This is a genomic window from Rhodoferax sp. (genome assembly GCF_028689305.1).
GTDB lineage: Bacteria > Pseudomonadota > Gammaproteobacteria > Burkholderiales > Burkholderiaceae_C > Rhodoferax.
Genome location: NZ_JAQTWM010000070.1, coordinates 1,891 through 20,793 on the forward strand (window position 1 = coordinate 1,891; position 18,903 = coordinate 20,793).

General features: G+C 64.6%; 19 protein-coding genes and 1 riboswitch. Of the genes, 4 read left to right on the top strand and 15 right to left on the bottom strand.

Annotated features, from left to right (window positions below; genetic code table 11):
* Nucleotides 1–83: 83 nt before the first annotated feature.
* From PHW99_RS13550 to PHW99_RS13600, 11 genes are all read right to left on the bottom strand, one after another.
* Nucleotides 84–2,132 (bottom strand): bifunctional 2',3'-cyclic-nucleotide 2'-phosphodiesterase/3'-nucleotidase, encoded by a 2,049-nt coding sequence (locus tag PHW99_RS13550; RefSeq protein ID WP_300178457.1) that lies wholly within the window; start codon nucleotides 2,130–2,132, stop codon nucleotides 84–86.
* Between the two features lie 73 nt (nucleotides 2,133–2,205).
* The gene (locus tag PHW99_RS13555; RefSeq protein WP_300178460.1) at nucleotides 2,206–3,291 is read right to left on the bottom strand and encodes an aminotransferase class I/II-fold pyridoxal phosphate-dependent enzyme; all 1,086 of its coding nucleotides are present in this window, start codon (nucleotides 3,289–3,291) and stop codon (nucleotides 2,206–2,208) included.
* Entirely contained in the window at nucleotides 3,288–4,244 is a 957-nt protein-coding gene (gene cbiB, locus PHW99_RS13560) for an adenosylcobinamide-phosphate synthase CbiB (protein ID WP_300178463.1), read from the bottom strand. Before cbiB ends, PHW99_RS13555 begins: the two co-directional genes overlap by 4 nt.
* A 26-nt stretch (nucleotides 4,245–4,270) precedes the next feature.
* Nucleotides 4,271–4,840: a cob(I)yrinic acid a,c-diamide adenosyltransferase gene (gene cobO, locus PHW99_RS13565; protein WP_300178466.1), complete on the bottom strand. Its 570-nt coding sequence runs from the start codon at nucleotides 4,838–4,840 to the stop codon at nucleotides 4,271–4,273.
* A 33-nt stretch (nucleotides 4,841–4,873) separates the two neighbouring features.
* Entirely contained in the window at nucleotides 4,874–5,638 is a 765-nt protein-coding gene (locus tag PHW99_RS13570) for an ABC transporter ATP-binding protein (protein WP_300178469.1), read from the bottom strand.
* Complete coding sequence (locus PHW99_RS13575) at nucleotides 5,635–6,720, bottom strand: iron ABC transporter permease (protein WP_300178472.1); 1,086 nt, start codon at nucleotides 6,718–6,720, stop codon at nucleotides 5,635–5,637. The genes PHW99_RS13570 and PHW99_RS13575 overlap by 4 nt, the downstream gene beginning before the upstream one ends.
* Nucleotides 6,717–7,652 (bottom strand): ABC transporter substrate-binding protein, encoded by a 936-nt coding sequence (locus PHW99_RS13580; protein ID WP_300178474.1) that lies wholly within the window; start codon nucleotides 7,650–7,652, stop codon nucleotides 6,717–6,719. Before PHW99_RS13580 ends, PHW99_RS13575 begins: the two co-directional genes overlap by 4 nt.
* Complete coding sequence (cobU, locus tag PHW99_RS13585; RefSeq protein ID WP_300178476.1) at nucleotides 7,649–8,242, bottom strand: bifunctional adenosylcobinamide kinase/adenosylcobinamide-phosphate guanylyltransferase; 594 nt, start codon at nucleotides 8,240–8,242, stop codon at nucleotides 7,649–7,651. Before cobU ends, PHW99_RS13580 begins: the two co-directional genes overlap by 4 nt.
* Nucleotides 8,235–9,056 (bottom strand): ABC transporter substrate-binding protein, encoded by an 822-nt coding sequence (locus tag PHW99_RS13590; RefSeq protein ID WP_300178479.1) that lies wholly within the window; start codon nucleotides 9,054–9,056, stop codon nucleotides 8,235–8,237. Before PHW99_RS13590 ends, cobU begins: the two co-directional genes overlap by 8 nt.
* On the bottom strand, nucleotides 9,053–10,474 hold the full coding sequence (locus tag PHW99_RS13595) for a cobyrinate a,c-diamide synthase (protein ID WP_300178482.1): 1,422 nt from the start codon (nucleotides 10,472–10,474) through the stop codon (nucleotides 9,053–9,055). The genes PHW99_RS13590 and PHW99_RS13595 overlap by 4 nt, the downstream gene beginning before the upstream one ends.
* Before the next feature lie 23 nt (nucleotides 10,475–10,497).
* Nucleotides 10,498–12,384 (bottom strand): TonB-dependent receptor, encoded by a 1,887-nt coding sequence (locus tag PHW99_RS13600; protein WP_300178486.1) that lies wholly within the window; start codon nucleotides 12,382–12,384, stop codon nucleotides 10,498–10,500.
* Nucleotides 12,385–12,456: 72 nt separating this feature from the next.
* A riboswitch (cobalamin riboswitch) is annotated at nucleotides 12,457–12,689 on the bottom strand.
* A 35-nt stretch (nucleotides 12,690–12,724) separates the two neighbouring features.
* Here PHW99_RS13600 and PHW99_RS13605 point away from each other — a divergent pair.
* Both PHW99_RS13605 and PHW99_RS13610 read left to right on the top strand, forming a co-directional pair.
* The gene (locus PHW99_RS13605) at nucleotides 12,725–12,970 is read left to right on the top strand and encodes a cell division protein ZapB (RefSeq protein WP_300178489.1); all 246 of its coding nucleotides are present in this window, start codon (nucleotides 12,725–12,727) and stop codon (nucleotides 12,968–12,970) included.
* A complete protein-coding gene (locus PHW99_RS13610) occupies nucleotides 12,967–13,281 on the top strand; it encodes a cell division protein ZapA (RefSeq protein WP_300178491.1) in 315 nt (104 codons plus the stop codon). Before PHW99_RS13605 ends, PHW99_RS13610 begins: the two co-directional genes overlap by 4 nt.
* Nucleotides 13,282–13,311: 30 nt before the next feature.
* Here PHW99_RS13610 and PHW99_RS13615 read toward each other — a convergent pair whose 3' ends face one another.
* A complete protein-coding gene (locus PHW99_RS13615) occupies nucleotides 13,312–14,298 on the bottom strand; it encodes an Hsp33 family molecular chaperone HslO (protein ID WP_300178493.1) in 987 nt (328 codons plus the stop codon).
* A 34-nt stretch (nucleotides 14,299–14,332) separates the two neighbouring features.
* Complete coding sequence (locus PHW99_RS13620) at nucleotides 14,333–14,857, bottom strand: gamma carbonic anhydrase family protein (protein ID WP_300178496.1); 525 nt, start codon at nucleotides 14,855–14,857, stop codon at nucleotides 14,333–14,335.
* A gap of 139 nt (nucleotides 14,858–14,996) precedes the next feature.
* Between PHW99_RS13620 and PHW99_RS13625 the strand changes: the two genes are divergently transcribed.
* Both PHW99_RS13625 and PHW99_RS13630 read left to right on the top strand, forming a co-directional pair.
* Nucleotides 14,997–15,758 (top strand): ferritin-like domain-containing protein, encoded by a 762-nt coding sequence (locus PHW99_RS13625; protein WP_300178502.1) that lies wholly within the window; start codon nucleotides 14,997–14,999, stop codon nucleotides 15,756–15,758.
* Between the two features lie 17 nt (nucleotides 15,759–15,775).
* Nucleotides 15,776–17,029, top strand: coding sequence for an HDOD domain-containing protein (locus tag PHW99_RS13630; protein WP_300178499.1), 1,254 nt, complete (start codon nucleotides 15,776–15,778; stop codon nucleotides 17,027–17,029).
* Between the two features lie 24 nt (nucleotides 17,030–17,053).
* Here PHW99_RS13630 and xerD read toward each other — a convergent pair whose 3' ends face one another.
* Entirely contained in the window at nucleotides 17,054–17,953 is a 900-nt protein-coding gene (gene xerD / locus PHW99_RS13635) for a site-specific tyrosine recombinase XerD (protein ID WP_300178505.1), read from the bottom strand.
* An 11-nt stretch (nucleotides 17,954–17,964) separates the two neighbouring features.
* Nucleotides 17,965–18,891, bottom strand: a complete 927-nt coding sequence (locus tag PHW99_RS13640; RefSeq protein WP_300178508.1) for a tripartite tricarboxylate transporter substrate binding protein BugE — start codon at nucleotides 18,889–18,891, stop codon at nucleotides 17,965–17,967.
* Between the last annotated feature and the right edge of the window lie 12 nt (nucleotides 18,892–18,903).

Genomic DNA, 18,903 nt, shown 5'->3' on the forward strand with positions numbered 1-18,903 from the left:
GCCCGGTTCTGCCCTGCGGCCTGCAAAAGCAAAAAGGCCCGCACTGCCATTCAGCAGCCGGGCCTGTGGTGAAAAGGGCCAGTTTATTTGGACAGGTCGATGGCGTACACGCCCTGGCCTTTGCCGCTGCCGTCGTCATTGCTGACCACGCTGATGTTGGCAAACCCGGCGGTCTGTGCCACCGCCAGCTTGTTGCTGCCCGAGGTGAAGGTCACCGGGCCTGCGGTCGTCACCTTGGTGAAGCGCCAGCTGCGGGCCGAACCGTCGGCGGCCAGCGTCAGGTTTTTGCGGGCCTTGATGTAGTCGATCAGCACATCACGGTTGGCATCGGGTGAGGCATAAATCGTGTTGGCTGCGGTCAAACCAAACTGCGTGCCACTGGTGGCGCGGTAGTTGTTGGTGGCAATGATGAACTCGGCGGCGGTGTTGATCGGCACCCCCTTGTAGCTCAGGTTCTTGATGCGACTGCCCTTGGCTTGGGTCACATCAATTTCATACTGCATGTCGTTTGAAGTGAACATGTCGAAGTTGTAACCCGGAAAGGTCGACACCAGCGCCTGCGCTGTGGTCAAGCTGGGGTCGATCTGGTTAAAACGCTCAGCCGCCTTTTCCAGCCAGATCTTGATGCCTGCGCCCGTCACTTTCACCGCGTACACCGTGTTGGGGTACAGGTACAGGTCGGCGGCATTGTTGATGGCAATCGGGCCCTGCTTCACGTCGGTGAAATCGGTGCCACCGGCAAAACCACTCTTGAACGGCGCACTGACCGACAGCACGGGTAGGTCTTTGTACTGCGGCATGTTGGCTGCCACATACTTGGCCACGTAGTCGGCCTGCGCGGCGTTGACGACCTGGATGGCGGTCACGTCACCCACATCGGCAAAATAGCTTGAGAGCGCAAAGTCCGACTGGCCGATGGGCGTTTTCACGTAGGTGATGGCGGCTTCATGCTCGGTCTTGATCGCCGCAGCGATGGTCGGGTCGACCGCCACATAGGTTTTGGCGGTGGCATCGAGCAAAGCCTTGCGCACGCTGACGGCAGTTTTGCTGGTGTCAATCGTCCACTTGCCGTTTTTCACCACCAGGTCGTACTTGATCACGCCAATGGCCTTGCCCCAGTAACTGGGCATGACCGCAGGCACACCGTGAAAGGTGCCCTTGACCTTGTCCACGCCAGTGGCGTTGCAGGCGGGGGTGGTGCAGGCCGCGTTGGGGAATTCACCGTGCGAATGGCCCATCAGAATGCCGTCAATACCCGCCACTTTGGCCAGGTGGTAGTTGGCGTTTTCCATGGTGGCGGTGTAGGCGCTGGTGTCCCAGCCGCCGTGGGAGGCGGCGATGACGATGTCAGCCCCTTCGGCACGCGCCATCGGCACGTATTTGGTGGCCGATTCCACCACGCCTTGCACGTCAACCTTGCCATCCAGCCAGCGCTTGTCCCACAGCAGGATCGGCGGTGGGGCAAAGCCGATCACCGCCACCTTGACGGTGCTCTCGATGGTTTTGCCGTCTTTGTCTTTGGCGCTGATTTTTTTGCTGATGATGGTGTACGGTTTGTACAGTGTGGCACCGTCTTTTTTGCTGCTCACATTGGCCAGCACCAGCGGGAAGGCCGGGCCGGTGCAGGTGGGCTGGCTGGCCACAGCGGCCATGCCTTCCACGTTGAACTTGGTGCCCGTCACTTGCGACAGGTACGGCAAGCCGTAGTTGAACTCGTGGTTACCCAGCGTCCCAACATCAAAACCAATCGCATCCATGGCCTTGTAGGTGGCCAACTTCTGGTTGCAGGCCAGCGGGCTGACCAACGCCTGGTAGTCAGCCAGAGCCGTGCCCTGGATGGTGTCGCCGTTGTCGATCAACAGGTGATTGGGAAAGTCGGCGCGGGCCTGTTTGATCAGGGTGGCGGTGCGCTCAAGTCCGACACTTTTGTCTTCTGCCAGTTTGAAGTAATCGTAGCTGACCACATTGGCATGGAGATCCGAGGTCTCCAGAACAGCCAACTGTGCGCTGGCCAACTCAGGCAGACTAACAACAGGTGCGCCATCGGAGCCACCACAGGCAGCAAGACTGGCAGTCAGTGCCGTGACCAGCACTGATCGCGATGATGATCTGAATTTGTAAAAGGAAACCACAAACACTCCTGATAGTAAAGGGCTGAGGCAATGTACCGAGCCAATGTGACAGTCAGGTGAAGTGTTCGCCGAGTCACTTTCCGAGGTAGAGGTTTGCACCCTGCGCAAAGTGACGATCCAAGGCGGCCCTGTTCAGCCATGTGGCCTGCAAAGCGTCCTGCGCCGCCGGGGGCAAGACGCCCAGGCGGGCATGACCGGGCAGGCCGAACGAGGCGGTGTCGCGCAGCTTGATGCCCTGCCCGCGCAGGCGTGCCAGCTCAGCCGTCCACCACGCTGCCGCGTCACCCGCGTCAAGGCCCAGAGGCGGCGCGGGCCGGGCGCAAAAATAGTTGGCCTCGCTGGGCAGACAGGTCCAGCCCAATTCGGACAGCAGCGCGATCTGGCGGCTTTTCCAGCCGCGCAGGGTGTCCAGACTGTCGCGCAGCCACTCCTGTACCGATGGTTGCAGCCAGGCCTGCAACATGGCCACCCCGTGAGCCCCCAACGGCCACGAAGGTGCCAGCAGTTGCAGGGCGGCCACAGCGTCCTGGGCACCCTCGGGCGCAATCACATAGGCCGCGCGCACACCGGTCAGGCCCAGCGCCTTGTTGGGCGTGAACAGCTGCCAGACCCGCTGGCGCTGCTGCTCGGACAGCGATGGCGCCCCACTCAGGCGCAACGGGGCATAGGCGCCATCCAACACCAGAACAGGCTCTGCGCCGCTGGCCGGTGGTACAGCCAGCCACGGTGGCCAGTCCGCATGGCCCTGCCCCAGCGGGCTGGACGGCTCACAGGCCCAGACCAGCGCCGCCTGCCCCGGCTCAGCCACCCGCGGCAGACCCCAGGCCTGCGCCGCACGGGCATAGTCGCCATAGTGGTGGGCGGGCAGCCAGACACCGCCCCCCTGACGCGCCACCCAGGCGCTGATGCGAAAGATGAATTCACTGGCACTGCCAGCCGGCAGCACCCGCTGCACAGCCACGCCGTGAAACGCGGCCAGCCCTTCGCGCAGCGCCGTGTAGTGCGGGTCGGGATAATGGCCGGGGTCGGCCTGCTGCACCGCCGCCAGCACCTGCGCACAGGGGCCGCAGGCATTGCTGTTGGTGGAAAAATCAAACCGTGGCACGCCCAGCGCGTCCGCGCCGCCGTGTACCCACGGTGTGGTGTCAGCCGTGTTCATGATCCGATTTTTGCTATTAAAACAATAGCTATCAACATAATCAATACCTGGGCTAGAAGCACTTTTTTGGCATAAACAATGGCCAGATGCAGATCGGCAGCCACCGGCTTGCGCCCCGACTCATGCAACACATAGCCGCCCGGCTTGCCCAGGCGCACACCCAGCGCCAGCGCCATCGCCGCCATCGGCCAGCCGCTGTTGGGGGATGGGGTCTTGATCGCCTCACGTGTCAGACGGCCCCAGCCGACACCATTCAAGCCTGCCAGCAACAGCCCCGTCAGGCGGGCCGGGAGGTAGTTGAGCCCGTCATCCACCCGCGCCGCCCACTTACCCGCCCAGGCCCAGTTCTGCCCTTTGTAGAGGCCGGGATAGCCCCACATGGCGTCGGCCGTGTTGGCAAAGCGGTAGAGCGCGGCACCGGGCAGGCCCAGCAGCACAAACCAGAAGATGGGCGCCACCACCGAGTCGTTCAGGTTTTCGGCCAGGGTCTCAATCGCGCTCTCGCGCACCTGGGCCTCGGTGAGCTGGCTCACGTCGCGGCTGACCAGCCAGCGCAGGCGCTCACGCCCCGCGTCCAGTGATTGGCCCAACGCCGCTTCCACCGCCAACACCTCGCGCTGGAGCATGGCCCAGGCCAACAAGGGTTTGAGCAGCAGGCCCAGCAGCGCACCCGCAGCCCACCAGGGCAAGCCAAACAGCAGCGATGGCAGCCCCCAGGCCACGCCTGAAACAAGCGCTGCACCCACCATCCACACCAGGGCTGCAAGCCAAAAAGCCTTCAAATCCTTGCCGCCAGGCTGCTGCAGCGTGTGGCGCTGCACCCAGGCCCCCACCCCGCCCAGGTAGTTGCCGATCCACACCACCGGGTGCAGCCGCACCGGCGGCTCGCCCAGCCAGCGGTCCACAGCCAGTGCGACCAGCAGGGCCGTGGCATGTATCAAAGCGGTGTCCATGTCAGCGCAGCAGGCGGGCCATGGCCTCAGTCTTCAATGCCGCGCTGCGCCGGTATGCCGGCCTTGAAGGCATGCTTGACCAGCTGCATCTCGGTCACGGTGTCGGCCAGTTCGATGATCTCGGGTGGGCAGCGGCGGCCGGTCAGCACCACGTGCACCTGGCTGGGGCGGGTCTTCAGGGTGTGCAGCACGTCATCCAACGGCAGCCAGCCGTAGATCAGCGGGTAGGTGATCTCGTCGAGCGTGACCATGAAGTAGTCGCCGCTCAGGATGGCCGCTTTGGCCCTGAGCCAGCCGTCACGCGCCAGCTGGGCAGAGTGTTCCAGATCCTGGCTCTTCCAGCTGAAACCGTCGCCCAGGCCTTCAATCGGAATGCCGAGCTGCTCGAACATGCGGTGCTCGCCAAAACGGGCGCTGGGCACTTTCATGAACTGGAAAATCTTCACCGCCTTGCCGCGCCCGTGCGCGCGCAGCGCCAGGCCAAAGGCGGCGGTGCTTTTGCCCTTGCCGTCGCCGGTGTTGACGATGACGAGGCCACGGCGCTCGCCCTCGGGTTTGTCATAAGGTTTTTCGCTGGGCGGGGTTTCAATCTGCATGTGTCAATCCCTGGTTGGGTCAAAGGGCAAAAATCAGTTGGGCAAGACCACCCACTGGCCAGCCAGCGGATGGATGGTGAGGCGCTGGTCAAACACCGCCTCTAACGCGCGGTGGGTGGCGGGGTCAGCGCTGGGCCCAAAATGCGTGACACGGCCAGCGGCCATGATCAGCATCTCGTCCGAGTGCAGCGCCACCTGAATTTCATGCAACACACTGACCACGGTGACGCCTTGTTGCAGCAGGCCACGCACCACCACCAGCCAGTCGGCCTGGTGCGGCGGGTCCAGATTGGCCAGCGGCTCGTCCATCAGCAGCACCTGGGCCTGCACCGCCAGCGCACGGGCCAGCAGCACCCGCTGGCGTTCACCACCCGAGAGCTGACCCAGGCTGCGGCTGCGCCAGTCCCAGGCTTGGGTGGCTTGCAACGCCCGCTCCACCGCGGCCCGGTCGGCAGCGCTGGGCGCGGCCAGCCAGGCCTGGTGCGGCAGGCGCCCGAGCATGACCACGTCCCACACTGTCAGATCGTCAGCGGCGGCTTCGTTTTGCCCCAGCCAGGCCAGCTGCCGGGCGCGCAGCTTGGGTGCCAGATCGGCCAGCGGCTGGCCCAGCAGCGCCACCCGGCCGCTGTGGGGCAGCAGCCCCGCCAGCACTTTCAGCAGCGTGGACTTGCCAGCGCCATTGGGGCCAACGATGCTGGTCCAGCGACCTTGCGGCAGGGCCAGCGACACCTCGTGCAATATCTCGACATTTCCGAGCCTGGCCCGGATGTCATGGGCATGGATAGCTATCGAAGTCATAGCACCACTCCGCCACCGCGACTGCCTCGGTGCATCAGCCACAGCAGGTAGCCGCCGCCGAGCACGGCGGTGAGCACACCGACCGGCAGTTCCTGCGGCGCAATCAGCCAGCGCGCCAGCGTGTCGGCGGCCATCAGCAGCACGCCGCCCATCAGGCTACTGAGCAAAATCAAACGGCCATGCGTGGTTTTGACCACCGAACGTACCAGGTGCGGTGCCGCCAGCCCGACAAACGCCACCAGCCCGGTCTGCGCCACTGCCGCCCCGGTGGCCAGCGCCAGCACCGCCACCAGCGCCAGGCGCATGCTGCCCAGCGGCAGGCCCAGGCTGTGGGCCGTGGCCTCACCCAGGCTCAGGGCATCGAGCAGGCGCGCCAGCAGCGCCCCGGCCACACTGGTCAGCAGCCAGGCCCCCGCCATCACGCCAAACGCGGTCCAGCCGACAAAGGCGGTGGAGCCCAGCATGAACGCCTGCATGGCCTGCAGGGACTCGGGCGTCCACATCAGCACCAGATGGGTCAACGCCCCCAGCACCACCCCGACCACGACCCCGGCCAGCAGCAAACGCAGGGTGTGCTGCACGCCGCGCGACAGCGCCAGGGTCAAAAACACCGCCAGCACCGCGCCGCCAAAGGCCGCGCCAGTCAGGCCCAACCGGGTCAGCCAGCCAGTGCCAAACACCGAAAACGCCAGGCCGGCGCCCATCATGCCGCCGCTGCTGCCCCCCAGCATGCCACCAGCACCGCCGACGGCAGCCAGCGCCAGCGCCACACCCAGCGAGGCCCCCGAGGCACTGCCGAGCAAAAACGGGTCGGCCAGCGGGTTGCGAAACAGCCCCTGCGCCAGCGCGCCGGCCAGGCCCAGCAAGGCGCCAGCAGCCCAGGCGCCCAGGGTGCGCGGCAGGCGGATGTCCCAGACGATCTGGCGGGCCATCGCGGTCTGGTCCGGGTCGGCCAACGGGTTGAGCAAGGGCCCCAGCAGGTTTTCAAACCCGGCGCTGCCCACACACACGCCCAGCGCGGTCAACAGCGCCGCCAGGCCCAGCAGGACCCAGCCGATGGTGACGGTGCGCCGCACCATCATGGCTTGACAGCTCCCCCAGCCTTGTCGGCCAGGCACTGCGCCATCAGCCGCGCGCCCTCCCCCATGCGCGGGCCCGGGCGCACCAGCACGTCGGACTGCACCAGGCTGAACACACATAGCCGCTGTTCGCGCACCGCGCGCATGCTGGCCCAGCCGGGGCGCTGGCCCATGTTGTCCACGCTGCGCTGGCCGATCATGATCAGGTCAGGGTTGGCGCGCACGATGAATTCAGGGTTGAGCTTCGGGAAAGGGCCCAGCTTGGCCGGGATGATGTTTTTAACCCCCAGCCGGCTCAAGGTCTCACCGATGAACGACGACTCGCCAGCGCCATAGGGGCCAGGGTTGACTTCAAAATACACCCGGGTCGTGGCCAGGCGCTTGGGCAAGGACTGCGCGGCGGCCATCACGCTGGCGTCAATCGCGCGCCAGACGCGCTGGGCGTCGGGCACGGCCAGCACTTGGCCGACTTTCTCCAGCACACGTTTCACGTCGGCATGGGTCTTGGGCTCAAACGCCATCACCTTGAGGCCCAGCGAACGCAGGCGGTCCGCGGCGCGTGACGAGGTGGCCATCAGCACCACGTCAGGCTTCAGGGCGACGATGGCCTCAATGTTCGGGTCCAGCCCGCCACCCACCTTGGGCAAGGTCTGCACACTCTGCGGGTAGTTGGAATAGCGGTCCACCCCCACCAGCCGGGCGCATTGGTCCAGCTCACAAACGATCTCGGTCAGGGCCGGCAGCAGGCTGACGATGCGCTGCGGCGGCTGGGCCAGCGTGACCACCACGCCCCGGTCGTCGGTGACTTGCAGGGCATGGGCTGAGGGCAGGCCCAGCAGGACCAGGGACAGCAGCAGATTGATCCTCGGCAGGCGCGCCGGAAAGCGCGAGATCACGGCTGTCGCCGCTGCTACAAAACGCCATGGATCACTCATGCGGTGTCTTTCAAAGTCAGCGGCAAGCCAGCGGCCATCAGGGTCACGCGCTGGCAGGCGGCGGCCACGTCCTGGTTCAGGCGGCCCAGCGCATCCACAAAGGCGCGCACCTCGCGCCCCAGCGGAATCACCCCCAGGCCGATCTCGTTGCCCACCAGCACCAGCGGCCCGGCTGTCTCTCTAATTGCTATCAAAAACGGAGCTATATGTGCTTGTTTTATCCGGGCTAGAGGCTGATTTTCTTCATAAACCGGCCCATCGGCGGGCATCAGCAGGTTGGTCAGCCACAGGGTCAGGCAATCGACCACGATCAAGGTGTCGGCCCGGCTGTGCCGGGTGATGGTTGAGGCCAGCGCCAGCGGTTCTTCCACCGTGGCCATGCCGGGCACCCGCTCGGCCCGGTCGGCCTGGTGGCGGGCAATACGCTGGCGCATCTCGTCGTCCCAGGGTTGGGCGGTGGCGATCAGCACAGCGTGGTGCTGCGGCGACTGGGTCAGCCAGGCTTGCGCCAGCGCCTCGGCGCGGCGCGACTTGCCGCTTTTCTGGCCGCCCAGGATCAATTCACTGCGGGCCAAGGTCAGTTCAGCCATGGGTCTGGCTCCAGTGGTGGATGATGCGGCGCAAAGCCGCCACCCCGTCGGTCAGCGCCGCCGGCCCCGGCTGCAGGATGTCGGCTGACTTGATTTCAAACAGCTGGCCGTTTTTCACGGCGTTGACATCCTGCCAACCCGCTCGCGCCGCCACTTTCTCCGGACGAAATTTCTTGCCGCACCAGGAGCCGATGATGATGTCGGGGTTGCGCCGCACAATCTCGGCGCCATCGGCAATGATGCGTTGTTTACCCAGCGGCTGCGCCGCCAGTTCGGGGAAACAGTCGTCCCCGCCAGCCAGGCCAATCAGCTCCGAGACCCAGCGGATGGCGCTGATGTGGGGCTCGTCCCATTCCTCGAAATACACCCGGGGGCGGCGCGGCAGGCACGCACTGGCCTGAGCCAGCGCCTGCAACTGCTGCTGCAGGGCGGTGATCCGTGCCAGCCCTGGCTCGGCCTGGCCGACCATCGCCGCCACCTGGTAGAGCATCGAAAAAATCTCGGCCAGACTGCGCTGGTTGAACACCGTGACCTGCACCCCGTGGCGAATCAGCTCAGCGGCAATGTCGGCCTGCATGTCGGAAAAACCCAGCACCGCATCGGGCTGCAGCGCCAGGATCTTGTCCACCCTGGCGCTGGTGAAGGCGCTCACACGCGGCTTTTCGTCACGTGCCTGCCGGGGCCGCACCGTGTAGCCCGAGATGCCCACAATGCGGTGCTGCTGCCCTAGCAGGTACAGCCACTCGGTGGTTTCCTCGGTCAGGCAGACGATGCGCTGCGGGCCGTGGGTGAAGTGCAGAACATCCATGTTCATGCGGGCGCCGCAGCCTGCGGGGCACTGAACAGTTCCACCACCGCGGCCGGGCAGGACGGAAACCAGGCGTGAAAGTAGCTGGCCCGCACCGCGCCCTGCTGCCACAGCGCCTCACCGGCGTCGGGCAACGGGTCGGTGTCGGGCCGGGCGGTGCGCACGGCGGCCTGCATCGGGGTGTCGGTGGTGGAGTAGTGAAAGGTGTGGCCGCGCAGGGTGCCGCTGGCCAGGGGCAACTGCTGCGGCCCCAGCGCCGCCAGGCGCTTGTGCATGGTGACCTCGCCGGGCAGCAGGCCCCACTGCGCATGGCGCGTGCCGTCCACGGTGACCAGGGTGTCAAACAGCGCCATCATGCCGCCGCACTCGGCCCAGACCGGCTTGCCGGCGGCGATGTGGGCGGCCAGGCTGGCGCGTAGCGCCGTGTTGGCAGCGATGGTGGTCGCGTGCAGTTCGGGGTAGCCGCCGGGAATCCACAACGCGTCGCAGGCGGGCAGCGCGGTGTCAGTCAGCGGGGAGAAAAACACCAGCTCGGCCCCCAGCGCACGCAGGGTGTCGAGGTTGGCTGCGTAGATGAAGCAAAACGCTGCATCTCGCGCCACGGCAATGGTTTTGCCCTGCAGCGTAGGCATGTTTGGAGGCAGAGTGTTCTGCGTAGGTAAAGGAGGAGCCCGCAACGCGGGCGGGGGACACGGAGCAGAGCACTCTGCCTCCAAACCTGCCGGTTCAACTTCAGCAGCCGCAAAGTCAACAGCCCAACGCTGCAAATCGTCCAGCGTCATCTGTCCCAGCGGTGTGGCGGCCAGCGCATCCGCCGCCGCATCCAGCCGCTCCATGGCATCCGAGACCTCGCTGGCCACGGTCAGGCCCAGGTGGCGCTCGGGCAGGGTCATGGCGGTGTTGCGCATGACGGCGCCCAGGTAGTGCGCGGGGTCGCGCACGCTGTGCGCCAGCATGGCGGCATGGCGCTCACTGGCGACGCGGTTGGCCAGCACACCGGCCCAGGGCAGGTCGGCGCGGTAGTGCTGCAAGCCGTAGGCCAGCGCACCAAAGGTGCCCGCCATGGCGGAGGCATCCACCACCGCCAGCACCGGCAGGCCAAAGCGCTGCGCCAGATCGGCTGCGCTGGGTTCGCCGTCAAACAGGCCCATCACCCCTTCGACGATGATCAGGTCGGCCTGCTGCGCGGCGGCAAACAGGCGGGCGCGGCAGTCGGCCTCGCCAGTCATCCACAGGTCCATCTGGTAGACCGGCGCGCCGCTGGCCAGGGTGTGCCAGTAGGGGTCGAGAAAGTCCGGCCCGCACTTGAACACCCGCACCCGCCGCCCCTGGCGGGTGTGCAGGCGCGCCAGCGCTGAGGTGATGGTGGTTTTGCCTTGGCCCGAGGCGGGCGCGGCGATCAGGATGGCGGGGCAGCGGGTCATCGATGGACTTTCAAGTAGCAGGATTACATCGCCCAGGACAGCGATACCAACAGGTTGCGCCCCGGCATGGTGTAGCCGTTGGCCAGCATATAGGATTTGTCCAGCACGTTGTTGACACGGGCCAGCAAACTGACTTTGGGGCTGACTTTCCATTGGGCACCCAGGTTGAGCAGGCCGTAGCCGCCCAACACGTCGCGGCCGGTGAAAGTCATATTGTTGTCCTCGCGGTCGCTGGAAAACCGGAGTTCACCAAACACCTGTACCGCGCCGAAACGCTGGCGCACGTTGAGGTTGAGCACGTTCTGTGCGATGCGCACAAACCGCAAGTCGTTGGGCTGGGTGTGCGGGTCGGTGTAGTCATACGACAGCGCATACTGGGTGTTGCCGCGCTGGGCCTGCAAGCTCAGTGTGGCGCCGCGCAGCACGGCCAGGCTGCTTTGCCGGTTGGTGGAGGGTTCAATGAAACCCTGGATTTCGTTGTAATACAGCACCGCGCCGGCAGACACCGCCCCTTGCTGGTACTTGACGCCGATTTCGCTGGCGCGATTGAGCTGCGGCGTCAGGGTCGGGGTGCCGTAGCCCGGGTAATACAGCTGGTTGAAACTCGGTGCCTGGAAACTGGTGCCCAGGCTGGCCACCGCCCGCCAGTGGGGTGTGAGCTTGTAGCCGCCGGACAGCGCCCAGTTGTTGAAATCACCAAACTGCGAGTTGTTGTCATTGCGCAGGACCGCCAGCACATTCCAGTCTGGCTGGTTGAGCGCATACGACACCATGGCGCTGCGCACGTCGCGCTGGTTCACCGTGTAAGCAGTCGAACTGTCCACGGCTTCCGAGCGGTTTTCCAGCATCAGGGTCAACACGTCCGCCCCCAGCGTGATGTCGTTCTGCCAGGTGGCTTGGGTGCGATGGGTGCTGAAGTTGCTGCGGCCATTGAAGGCGCCGTCGCTGAGGCGGAAATACTCACTGGCGTAGTCGTCGTCACTCTGGCCCAGCGTCAGGCTGGACTTCCATTGAGGCAGCCATTGGGCGTCCCAGCGCAGGCTGGTGTGTTTCAGCACCGGCCTGGCCCAGGCGTCGGTGGTCAGCTTGGTCAGGCGCAGGGGGTTGGGTGTCACCGTGCCGTCAAACTGGTAGTCCATACGGCTCTGCAACAGCCCCAGCGTCAGGGCGTGTTGCTTCGACAGCTGCGCCGTCAGTTTGGCGTCGACGCTGCTGACCTCAAAACTGTCCTCATCAGGGTTGTAACTGCTGGCTGCCGGGTTGTTGGTCACGCTGATGCCGGTGGCCTTTTCGTGCGACAGACCCAGGCTGTAGCCCACGGCGCCGGCGCGCCCGCGTATCGAGGCGCCCGCCTGACGCTGGCCGTCCGAGCCGACGCCGGCATTGGCGGCCAACTGCAGGCCGTCGCTGGGTTCACGGGTAAAAATCTGAATCACCCCGCCCACCGCATCCGGCCCATACAGGGCCGAGGCCGCGCCGCGCAATATCTCGATGCGCTCAATGCGCTCCAGCGGCATGTTCTCAAACGCGGCAGCGCCCGAGGTGGCCGAACCGACCCGGATGCCGTCAATCAGCACGATCGCCTGCGACGAGGTGGCCCCGCGCAAAAACACACTGGTGCTGGAGCGGTAGCCCCCGTTGCTGACAAATTGCACCCCGGGCTGCAGCGCCAGCACGTCGCGCAAGGCGCCCTGCGCCAGGGTGTCGAGCACGCTGCGGTCAATGATCGAGACATCAGCAATCACATCGGTGACCGGTACGGCCATGCGATTGGCACTTACCACCACCTCCTGCAGCGTCGTGCCAGACGGGCTTTGCGCCAAGAGGGGACCCGCCGTCAAGGCGATGGACGTGAAGGTGACTAGGCGCAGGGAAGCACTGCGGCACACCAGAGAACCAGAAGTTTTCATAAAAGGAAAGGAAGCATCAAAAGCTCTTACCGTCGTCCCCGACAGTGTGTGAGCGTCACGGTGTCACGCCAGGCGTGGCACCACCGTGTTGGCCGGTATCCGGGCTGGTGGAATCAACCTCCATCGCCTTCCCAGATGTCTGAACACACCCAGTGGCCCTGATGGAAGCGGAATCTGCAAGATTCGTCCACTTACCGTTGCGGGGGCAGCGCAGGTTAGGCGGGCTTGTTGGGCACACCCCCCTGCTTCCCGTTGAACTGCAGCGTGTGAACCACACCGCGAGCACCAACACTTGCCATTCTAGCCTTGATGACCTGCCAAAACCCTACAATGCGCGTCTATGTCGGACCTGTCACAAATCGACCAAATCACCGAACGTGTTGAGCGGCTGCTGCTGCGTTATGAGGAACTCATGCGCACCAACGCCCTGCTCAACCAGCAAATCGACACCCTCACGCAGGAGCGCGATTCACTCAAATCGCGCCTGAACGCGGCGCGCGCACGCGTGGATGCGCTGCTGGAGCGCCTGCCGGCCTCGGCCGCGGGCAGTGTCCGTCCATCACCCGCCCCCCGAGGTGACGCATGAAGCAGCTTGAAGTGCAAATCATGGGGCAAAGTTACCTGCTGGGTTGCCCGCAAGGGGGCGACGCCAAACTGCTCGACGCCGTGGAACGGGTGGACACCGCCATGTGCAAGATCCGCGATGGCGGCAAGGTACGCGCCCGTGACCGGATTGCGGTGCTGGCCGCACTGAACCTGGCTTTTGACCTGGCAGACCAGCCAGCCCGGCCGACCCCGACCACCTCGGGTCAGGCTGGCGGCGAGCCATCCGCCAGGCTGACTGCCCTGCTGGCGCGGCTGGATGACGCCTTGAACCGCGACAACCAGTTGCTCTGATCTTTCCGTTAGTGGGTGTGGTGTTTCACACTAGTGCACGGCTGTGGTGCCCGGCGGCAGCTGTCCCGGTTGGTGGAAGATCTGCGCCACATCCACCGCGTCAAAGCGGTACTGCGCGCCACAAAAATCACAGCCCACTTCAATGTCGGGGCGTTCCTGCAGGATGCTGTTGGCCTCTTCCGCCCCCAGCCCGGCGATCATTTTGCTGACCCGCTCACGGCTGCAGCTGCATGAAAAACGCGGGCCGGTTTCGCCCTGCAGGGGCTCAAACCGCAACAGCGGCTCTTCCCAGAACAAGCGCCGCAAAATGGTGTCAACGTCCAGCGTCAGTAGTTCTTCGCGCTTGAGGCTGGAGGCCAGTATGGCAATCCGCCGATAGTCCTCGTCCTGATCGGCCGTCTCGTCAGGGTTGGTAGACGCTGTTCCTTGCAGGTTGCCAACACCCTGGATCGGCAGGCGCTGGATCAGCAGACCGGCGGCCACCTGGTCATCGGCGGCCAGCACCAGGGTGGTGTCAAGCTGTTCACTCTTGAGCATGTAGTGTTGCAACACATCGCTGAATTTTTCCAGTGGTTCCTGGGCATCCCCGTGCAACGGCACCACGCCTTGGTAGGGCTGCTGGCCAGGCTGGCGTGTTTTCGGGTCCAGCGTGATGGCGCACCGCCCCCCGGAGCCGACATCGACCATCTGACTCAGGCTGGCATCAGCGGCCACCGTGCCATTGACGGTGGCAGTGGCGCGCAGGCCCAAATCGGGTTGCACCTCGACCACGGCCAGCTTGACCGGGCCATCACCAAAGATCTGCAGCACCAGCGAACCGTCAAACTTGATGTTGGACTGCATCAGCACCGCCGCGGCGGTCATCTCGCCAAGCAGGTTCTGCAGCGGCGGCGGGTAGGCGCCGTGGACCGTGTTGGCAGCGCGGCGCTGCAGGATTTCGCGCCAGGCGTCCGTCAGGCGCACCAACACACCGCGCACCGGCAGGCCTTGGAATAAAAATTTGTGGATTTCAGACACACGCTGTTCCCGGTTGAGTCAAGAGGGCCTGGGGTCAGGCGATTTTGTTCAGGCTGGTTTTATAACGCTGGGCGTTATCCACATAGTGCTGGGCGCTGTGACGCAAGCCCTCCAGTTCCTGTGGCGTCAGGCTGCGCACCAGCCGGGCCGGGCTGCCGAGAATCATGGAACCATCTGGAAAGGACTTGCCTTCGGTGACCAGCGCCCCGGCACCCACCAGGCAACCCTTGCCGATGGTGGCGCCGTTGAGGACCACCGCCCCGATGCCAATCAGGCTGTCATCACCCACGGTGCAGCCGTGCAACATGGCCTTGTGCCCGACGGTGACGCCCGAACCTATGGTCAGCGGCACCCCGACGTCGGCGTGCAACACCGTCAGGTCCTGGATATTGGTGCGCGCACCGATGCGAATGGTGTCGGTATCACCACGCGCCACCACACCAAACCAGATGCTCACGTCGTCCCCCAGCACCACGTCGCCAATCACTTCGGCGCTGTCAGCCACCCAGGCCGATTCGGCCACCTTGGGAGAAATACCGTCAAGTTCGTAAATTGCCATCACTGTCCTTTGTGTCCAAGTTACCTAGAATTGTAGGATTGCACCGCCCACCATGACATCGCACGCCCCCGCCCTCCCCCACAACACCCCGTTGCCACCCGATGCGTCGCTGCGCCAGCATGCCCTGCACCTGCTGCTGATGTACCAGACGCAGGACAAGGCCGCTGCCGTACTGGCGCTGGATGCCTCGGGTTTGCGCGTGGATGCCGACGCCCGGCTGGATGAACCAGCGGGCCTGCCTGGCCGACCGGCCCGCCCCGAGCTGGTGCACCCCAGCGCACTGAAAAACCGGGCGGTGGGCACGCTAGAAGGCCGCGCCAGCCTGATCCACGCGCTGGCGCATATCGAGGCCAACGCCATCCATCTGGCGCTGGACATCCTGTGGCGTTTTGCCGGCATGCCGGAGGCTTTTTACCGCGACTGGTGGCAGGTGGCGCAGGAGGAAGCGCGGCATTTTGAACTGCTCGAAACCCACCTCCGCACCCTGGGCCATGCCTATGGCGACTTCCCGGCGCACGACGGTTTGTGGGACATGGCCGCCAGAACCCGCACTGATCTGCTGGCGCGGCTGGCACTGGTGCCACGCACACTGGAGGCCCGCGGCCTGGACGTCACCCCAGCCATCCGCAACAAGCTGGTGTCGGTGGGAGACCAGGCTGGCGCAAAGATTCTGGATGTGATCCTGCGCGACGAAATCGGCCATGTGGCCATCGGTAACCGCTGGTACCACACGCTGTGCGCCCAGCGCGGGCTGGATCCCGTCAAGACCTACACTGAACTGGCCCGGCAACACGCTGCCCCTGTGGCCAAGGGCCCGTTCAATCTGTCGGCGCGGCGTGCCGCCGGCTTCAATGAAGCCGAGCTGAGTGCACTGGCTGCCGAGCCCCTCGCAACGACTTAAAACCCTGCTCGAAACCCATGTCTGACCGCACCGAACAACCGACCGACCCTGACATTGCCATCCTGCGCATCGCGCACCAGCCGATCCTGGACAGCCAACATGCCATCTTTGGCTACGAGCTGTTTGACCGTTCGGGCGGCAATGCCCCACACACCGCGGCCAGTGATGCGGCCCTGCTGTTCAACCTGCTGTCCAATGCCGACGGCGAGGTGCTCACCGGCCGCAAGGCCATCTTTGTCAACTGTACCCATCAGACACTGGCCGGTGGCCACCTGGAACTGGTGGAACCAGGCCGCATGGTGCTGGAAGTCCCGCCGCTGCCGGATGACAACGCCAGTGCGGAAGATATCGAGGCTTACCTGCAGACCCTGCAGGAGGTTCACAAGCGTGGCTTTCGCCTGGCCTTTGACCAGAGTGTGCTCACACCGGCTTACGCCAGCTGGCTGCCGCTGGCGGCTTTCATCAAAGTCAGCATCAAACGTTTCAGTCCGGAGACCCTGTCGCGCCTGACCAACCGTGTCCAGCAGGTCACCAAGGCCAGGCTGGTCGCAGAAAAGGTGGAAACCGCCGAGCAGTTCGAGTTGGCCAGCCGGACTGGCTTCACGCTGTTTCAGGGCTACTGGTTTGCCAAGCCGGTGCTGATCACCGGGCAAACCATCCGGCCGGCGCAAGCGGCCGTGATCCAGTTGATCAACCTGGTACGCAAACAGGCCAGTACCGACGAAATTGAAGAGGTCTTCAAACATGACCCCACGTTGTCGTTCAACCTGCTGCGTTTCATCAACTCGGCCGGCTTTGGCTTGCGCAACGAAGTCACGTCGTTTCGGCACGCGGTGATGTTGCTGGGGCTGAAAAAGCTGTTTCGCTGGGCCGCCCTGCTGATCACCACCTCCCGGGTGGCCGGCGGCTCACCTGCGGTGGGCAACGCCGCCGTGGTGCGTGGCCGGCTGATGGAGCTGCTGGCGTCTGAACTGCTGCCCGCCGAGGAATGCGACAACGCCTTTGTGGTCGGTATTTTCTCGCTGCTGGACACGATGCTGGGTCTGCCGCTGGAAGAAGCGCTGGCCCCGATCTCGCTGCCGCCAACCGTCACCGATGCTTTGTTGCACGGCACCGGCCTGCTGGCGCCGTTCCTGCGCCTGACGCTGGCCTGTGAAAGCGCGGACGAGCCGGTGTTTGCCGACATGGCCAACACCCTGCAACTCAGCGGCGATCAAATCAACTGGGCGCATCTGCAAGCCCTGGCCTGGGCCGAAAAAATCACCGATTGACCTGACCACCATCTGCGCGGCAGTTCAGCCGCGCGGATGGTGCTGGCTGTGCAGCAGCTTGAGCCGCTCACGCGCCACGTGGGTGTAGATGGTGGTGGTGGAAATATCAGCGTGCCCCAGCAGCATTTGCACCGCCCGCAAATCCGCGCCATGGTTGAGCAGATGGGTGGCAAACGCATGGCGCAGCGTGTGCGGCGACATCGGCTGGGTGATGCCTGCCGCCAGCGCGTATTTCTTGACCAACAGCCAGAACATCACCCGGCTCATGGCCGTGCCCGGCGAGCTGCCACGATGGGTCACAAACAGGTCTTCCGTCTGGTGGCCGGCCAGCAGTTCAGCGCGCGGCTGTGCCAGATAACGCTTGATCCACAGGCTGGCCACTTCACCAAACGGCACCAGCCGCTCCTTGTTACCCTTGCCAAACACCCGCAACACGTTTTCGGCCAGGCTGATGTTGAAGACCCGCAGGGTCACCAGCTCGCTGACCCGCAGGCCACTGGCGTACATCAGCTCCAGCATGGTGCGGTCACGGACCCCCTGGGCGGTGCTGACATCGGGGGCGAACAACAGCGCCTCGACCTGTGCTTCGGTCAAGGTCTTGGGCAGGCGCGGCGGCTGTTTGGCGGTCTGCAGCTTCAGCGTCGGGTCAGCCGCCACCCGATGCTCACGCAAGGCCCAGCGGAAAAACCGCTTGAACACCGTCAAGCGGCGATTGGCCGTGGTGGCCTTGGTGCTGTGGTGCTGGGCGGCAAAATAGGCGTGAATGTCAAACTCTGTGACCGCCAGCAGGGTGTTGCCCGTGCTCGCCAGCCAGGTCTCAAACAGCGTCAGGTCACGCCGGTAGGCCTCCAGCGTGTTCCTGGACAGGCCATCTTCGAGCCACAGGGCGTCGACGAACGCGTCAATCGGCGCCTCGGTGGCCATCCAGCCGGCGCTCACTCCAGCTTGAGTTTGGCGGTCTCGACCACTTTTTTGTAGACGGCAAATTCATCCTTGATCTGCTGGGTGAACTGCTGCGGTGTATTGCCCAGGATGACCGAACCGGTGTCCTCGATGCGCTTGCGCACGGCCGGGTCCGCCAGTGCCGTCAACGCCGCGGCGTTGATCTTGTCAACCACGTCCTTGGGCATATTCTTCGGCCCAATGATGCCGTAATAGGCCATGCGATTGACCGGCTCCAGGCCCAGCTCCTTGAAGGTCGGCACATCGGGCAAGCTGGCCAGGCGCTGCGGCGCGGCCACCGCCAGCGCCACCAGCCGGTTGCCCTTGATGTGAGGCAAGGCCGAAGGCACGTTGTCAAAAATGACTTCCACCTGGCCGGCCACCGTGTCACGCAGGGCCGGACCGGCGCCGGAATACGGAATGTGCGTCAGGAACACCCCCTGCAAGCCTTTCCACAACTCCGTCTGCAAATGCCCGATGCCACCCACCCCCGAAGAAGCATAAGAGTATTTGCCCGGGGACTTCTTCAGCACCGCCACAAAATCCTTGTAGTTCTTGGCCGGGAAACTCGGGTGCACCGCGATCACATTGGGTGTGGCCGCAATGTTGATGATGGGGGTGAAATCAGTCAGTGTGTTGTAGGGCATCCTGGGGTTGATCGCCGGGTTGGCCGCGGTGGTGGACACCGTGGCCATGCCCAGCGAATAACCGTCGGGGGCGGCCTTGGCGGTCTCGTTGGCCCCCACCACACCGCCGCCGCCGGCCTTGTTTTCCACAACAACGCTTTGTCCCAGTGCCTTGCCCAGGGGTTCGGCCATGACGCGGGCAATGATGTCGGTGGTGCCACCCGGGGCAAACGGTACCTGCAGCTTGATCACCTTGTTGGGGTAACCCTGTGCCAGGGCGGTGCCAGAGGCCATAACCAACAGACC

What these genes read in the sequence shown, in the direction of transcription:
- PHW99_RS13555 (WP_300178460.1), bottom strand. Translation starts at nt 3,291, where the DNA reads ATGAACACGGCTGACACCACACCGTGGGTACACGGCGGCGCGGACGCG.
- cbiB (WP_300178463.1), bottom strand. Translation starts at nt 4,244, where the DNA reads ATGGACACCGCTTTGATACATGCCACGGCCCTGCTGGTCGCACTGGCT.
- cobO (WP_300178466.1), bottom strand. Translation starts at nt 4,840, where the DNA reads ATGCAGATTGAAACCCCGCCCAGCGAAAAACCTTATGACAAACCCGAG.
- PHW99_RS13570 (WP_300178469.1), bottom strand. Translation starts at nt 5,638, where the DNA reads ATGACTTCGATAGCTATCCATGCCCATGACATCCGGGCCAGGCTCGGA.
- PHW99_RS13575 (WP_300178472.1), bottom strand. Translation starts at nt 6,720, where the DNA reads ATGATGGTGCGGCGCACCGTCACCATCGGCTGGGTCCTGCTGGGCCTG.
- PHW99_RS13580 (WP_300178474.1), bottom strand. Translation starts at nt 7,652, where the DNA reads ATGAGTGATCCATGGCGTTTTGTAGCAGCGGCGACAGCCGTGATCTCG.
- cobU (WP_300178476.1), bottom strand. Translation starts at nt 8,242, where the DNA reads ATGGCTGAACTGACCTTGGCCCGCAGTGAATTGATCCTGGGCGGCCAG.
- PHW99_RS13590 (WP_300178479.1), bottom strand. Translation starts at nt 9,056, where the DNA reads ATGAACATGGATGTTCTGCACTTCACCCACGGCCCGCAGCGCATCGTC.
- PHW99_RS13595 (WP_300178482.1), bottom strand. Translation starts at nt 10,474, where the DNA reads ATGACCCGCTGCCCCGCCATCCTGATCGCCGCGCCCGCCTCGGGCCAA.
- PHW99_RS13600 (WP_300178486.1), bottom strand. Translation starts at nt 12,384, where the DNA reads ATGAAAACTTCTGGTTCTCTGGTGTGCCGCAGTGCTTCCCTGCGCCTA.
- PHW99_RS13605 (WP_300178489.1), top strand. Translation starts at nt 12,725, where the DNA reads ATGTCGGACCTGTCACAAATCGACCAAATCACCGAACGTGTTGAGCGG.
- PHW99_RS13610 (WP_300178491.1), top strand. Translation starts at nt 12,967, where the DNA reads ATGAAGCAGCTTGAAGTGCAAATCATGGGGCAAAGTTACCTGCTGGGT.
- PHW99_RS13620 (WP_300178496.1), bottom strand. Translation starts at nt 14,857, where the DNA reads ATGGCAATTTACGAACTTGACGGTATTTCTCCCAAGGTGGCCGAATCG.
- PHW99_RS13625 (WP_300178502.1), top strand. Translation starts at nt 14,997, where the DNA reads ATGTACCAGACGCAGGACAAGGCCGCTGCCGTACTGGCGCTGGATGCC.
- PHW99_RS13630 (WP_300178499.1), top strand. Translation starts at nt 15,776, where the DNA reads ATGTCTGACCGCACCGAACAACCGACCGACCCTGACATTGCCATCCTG.
- xerD (WP_300178505.1), bottom strand. Translation starts at nt 17,953, where the DNA reads ATGGCCACCGAGGCGCCGATTGACGCGTTCGTCGACGCCCTGTGGCTC.
- PHW99_RS13640 (WP_300178508.1), bottom strand. Translation starts at nt 18,891, where the DNA reads ATGGCCTCTGGCACCGCCCTGGCACAGGGTTACCCCAACAAGGTGATC.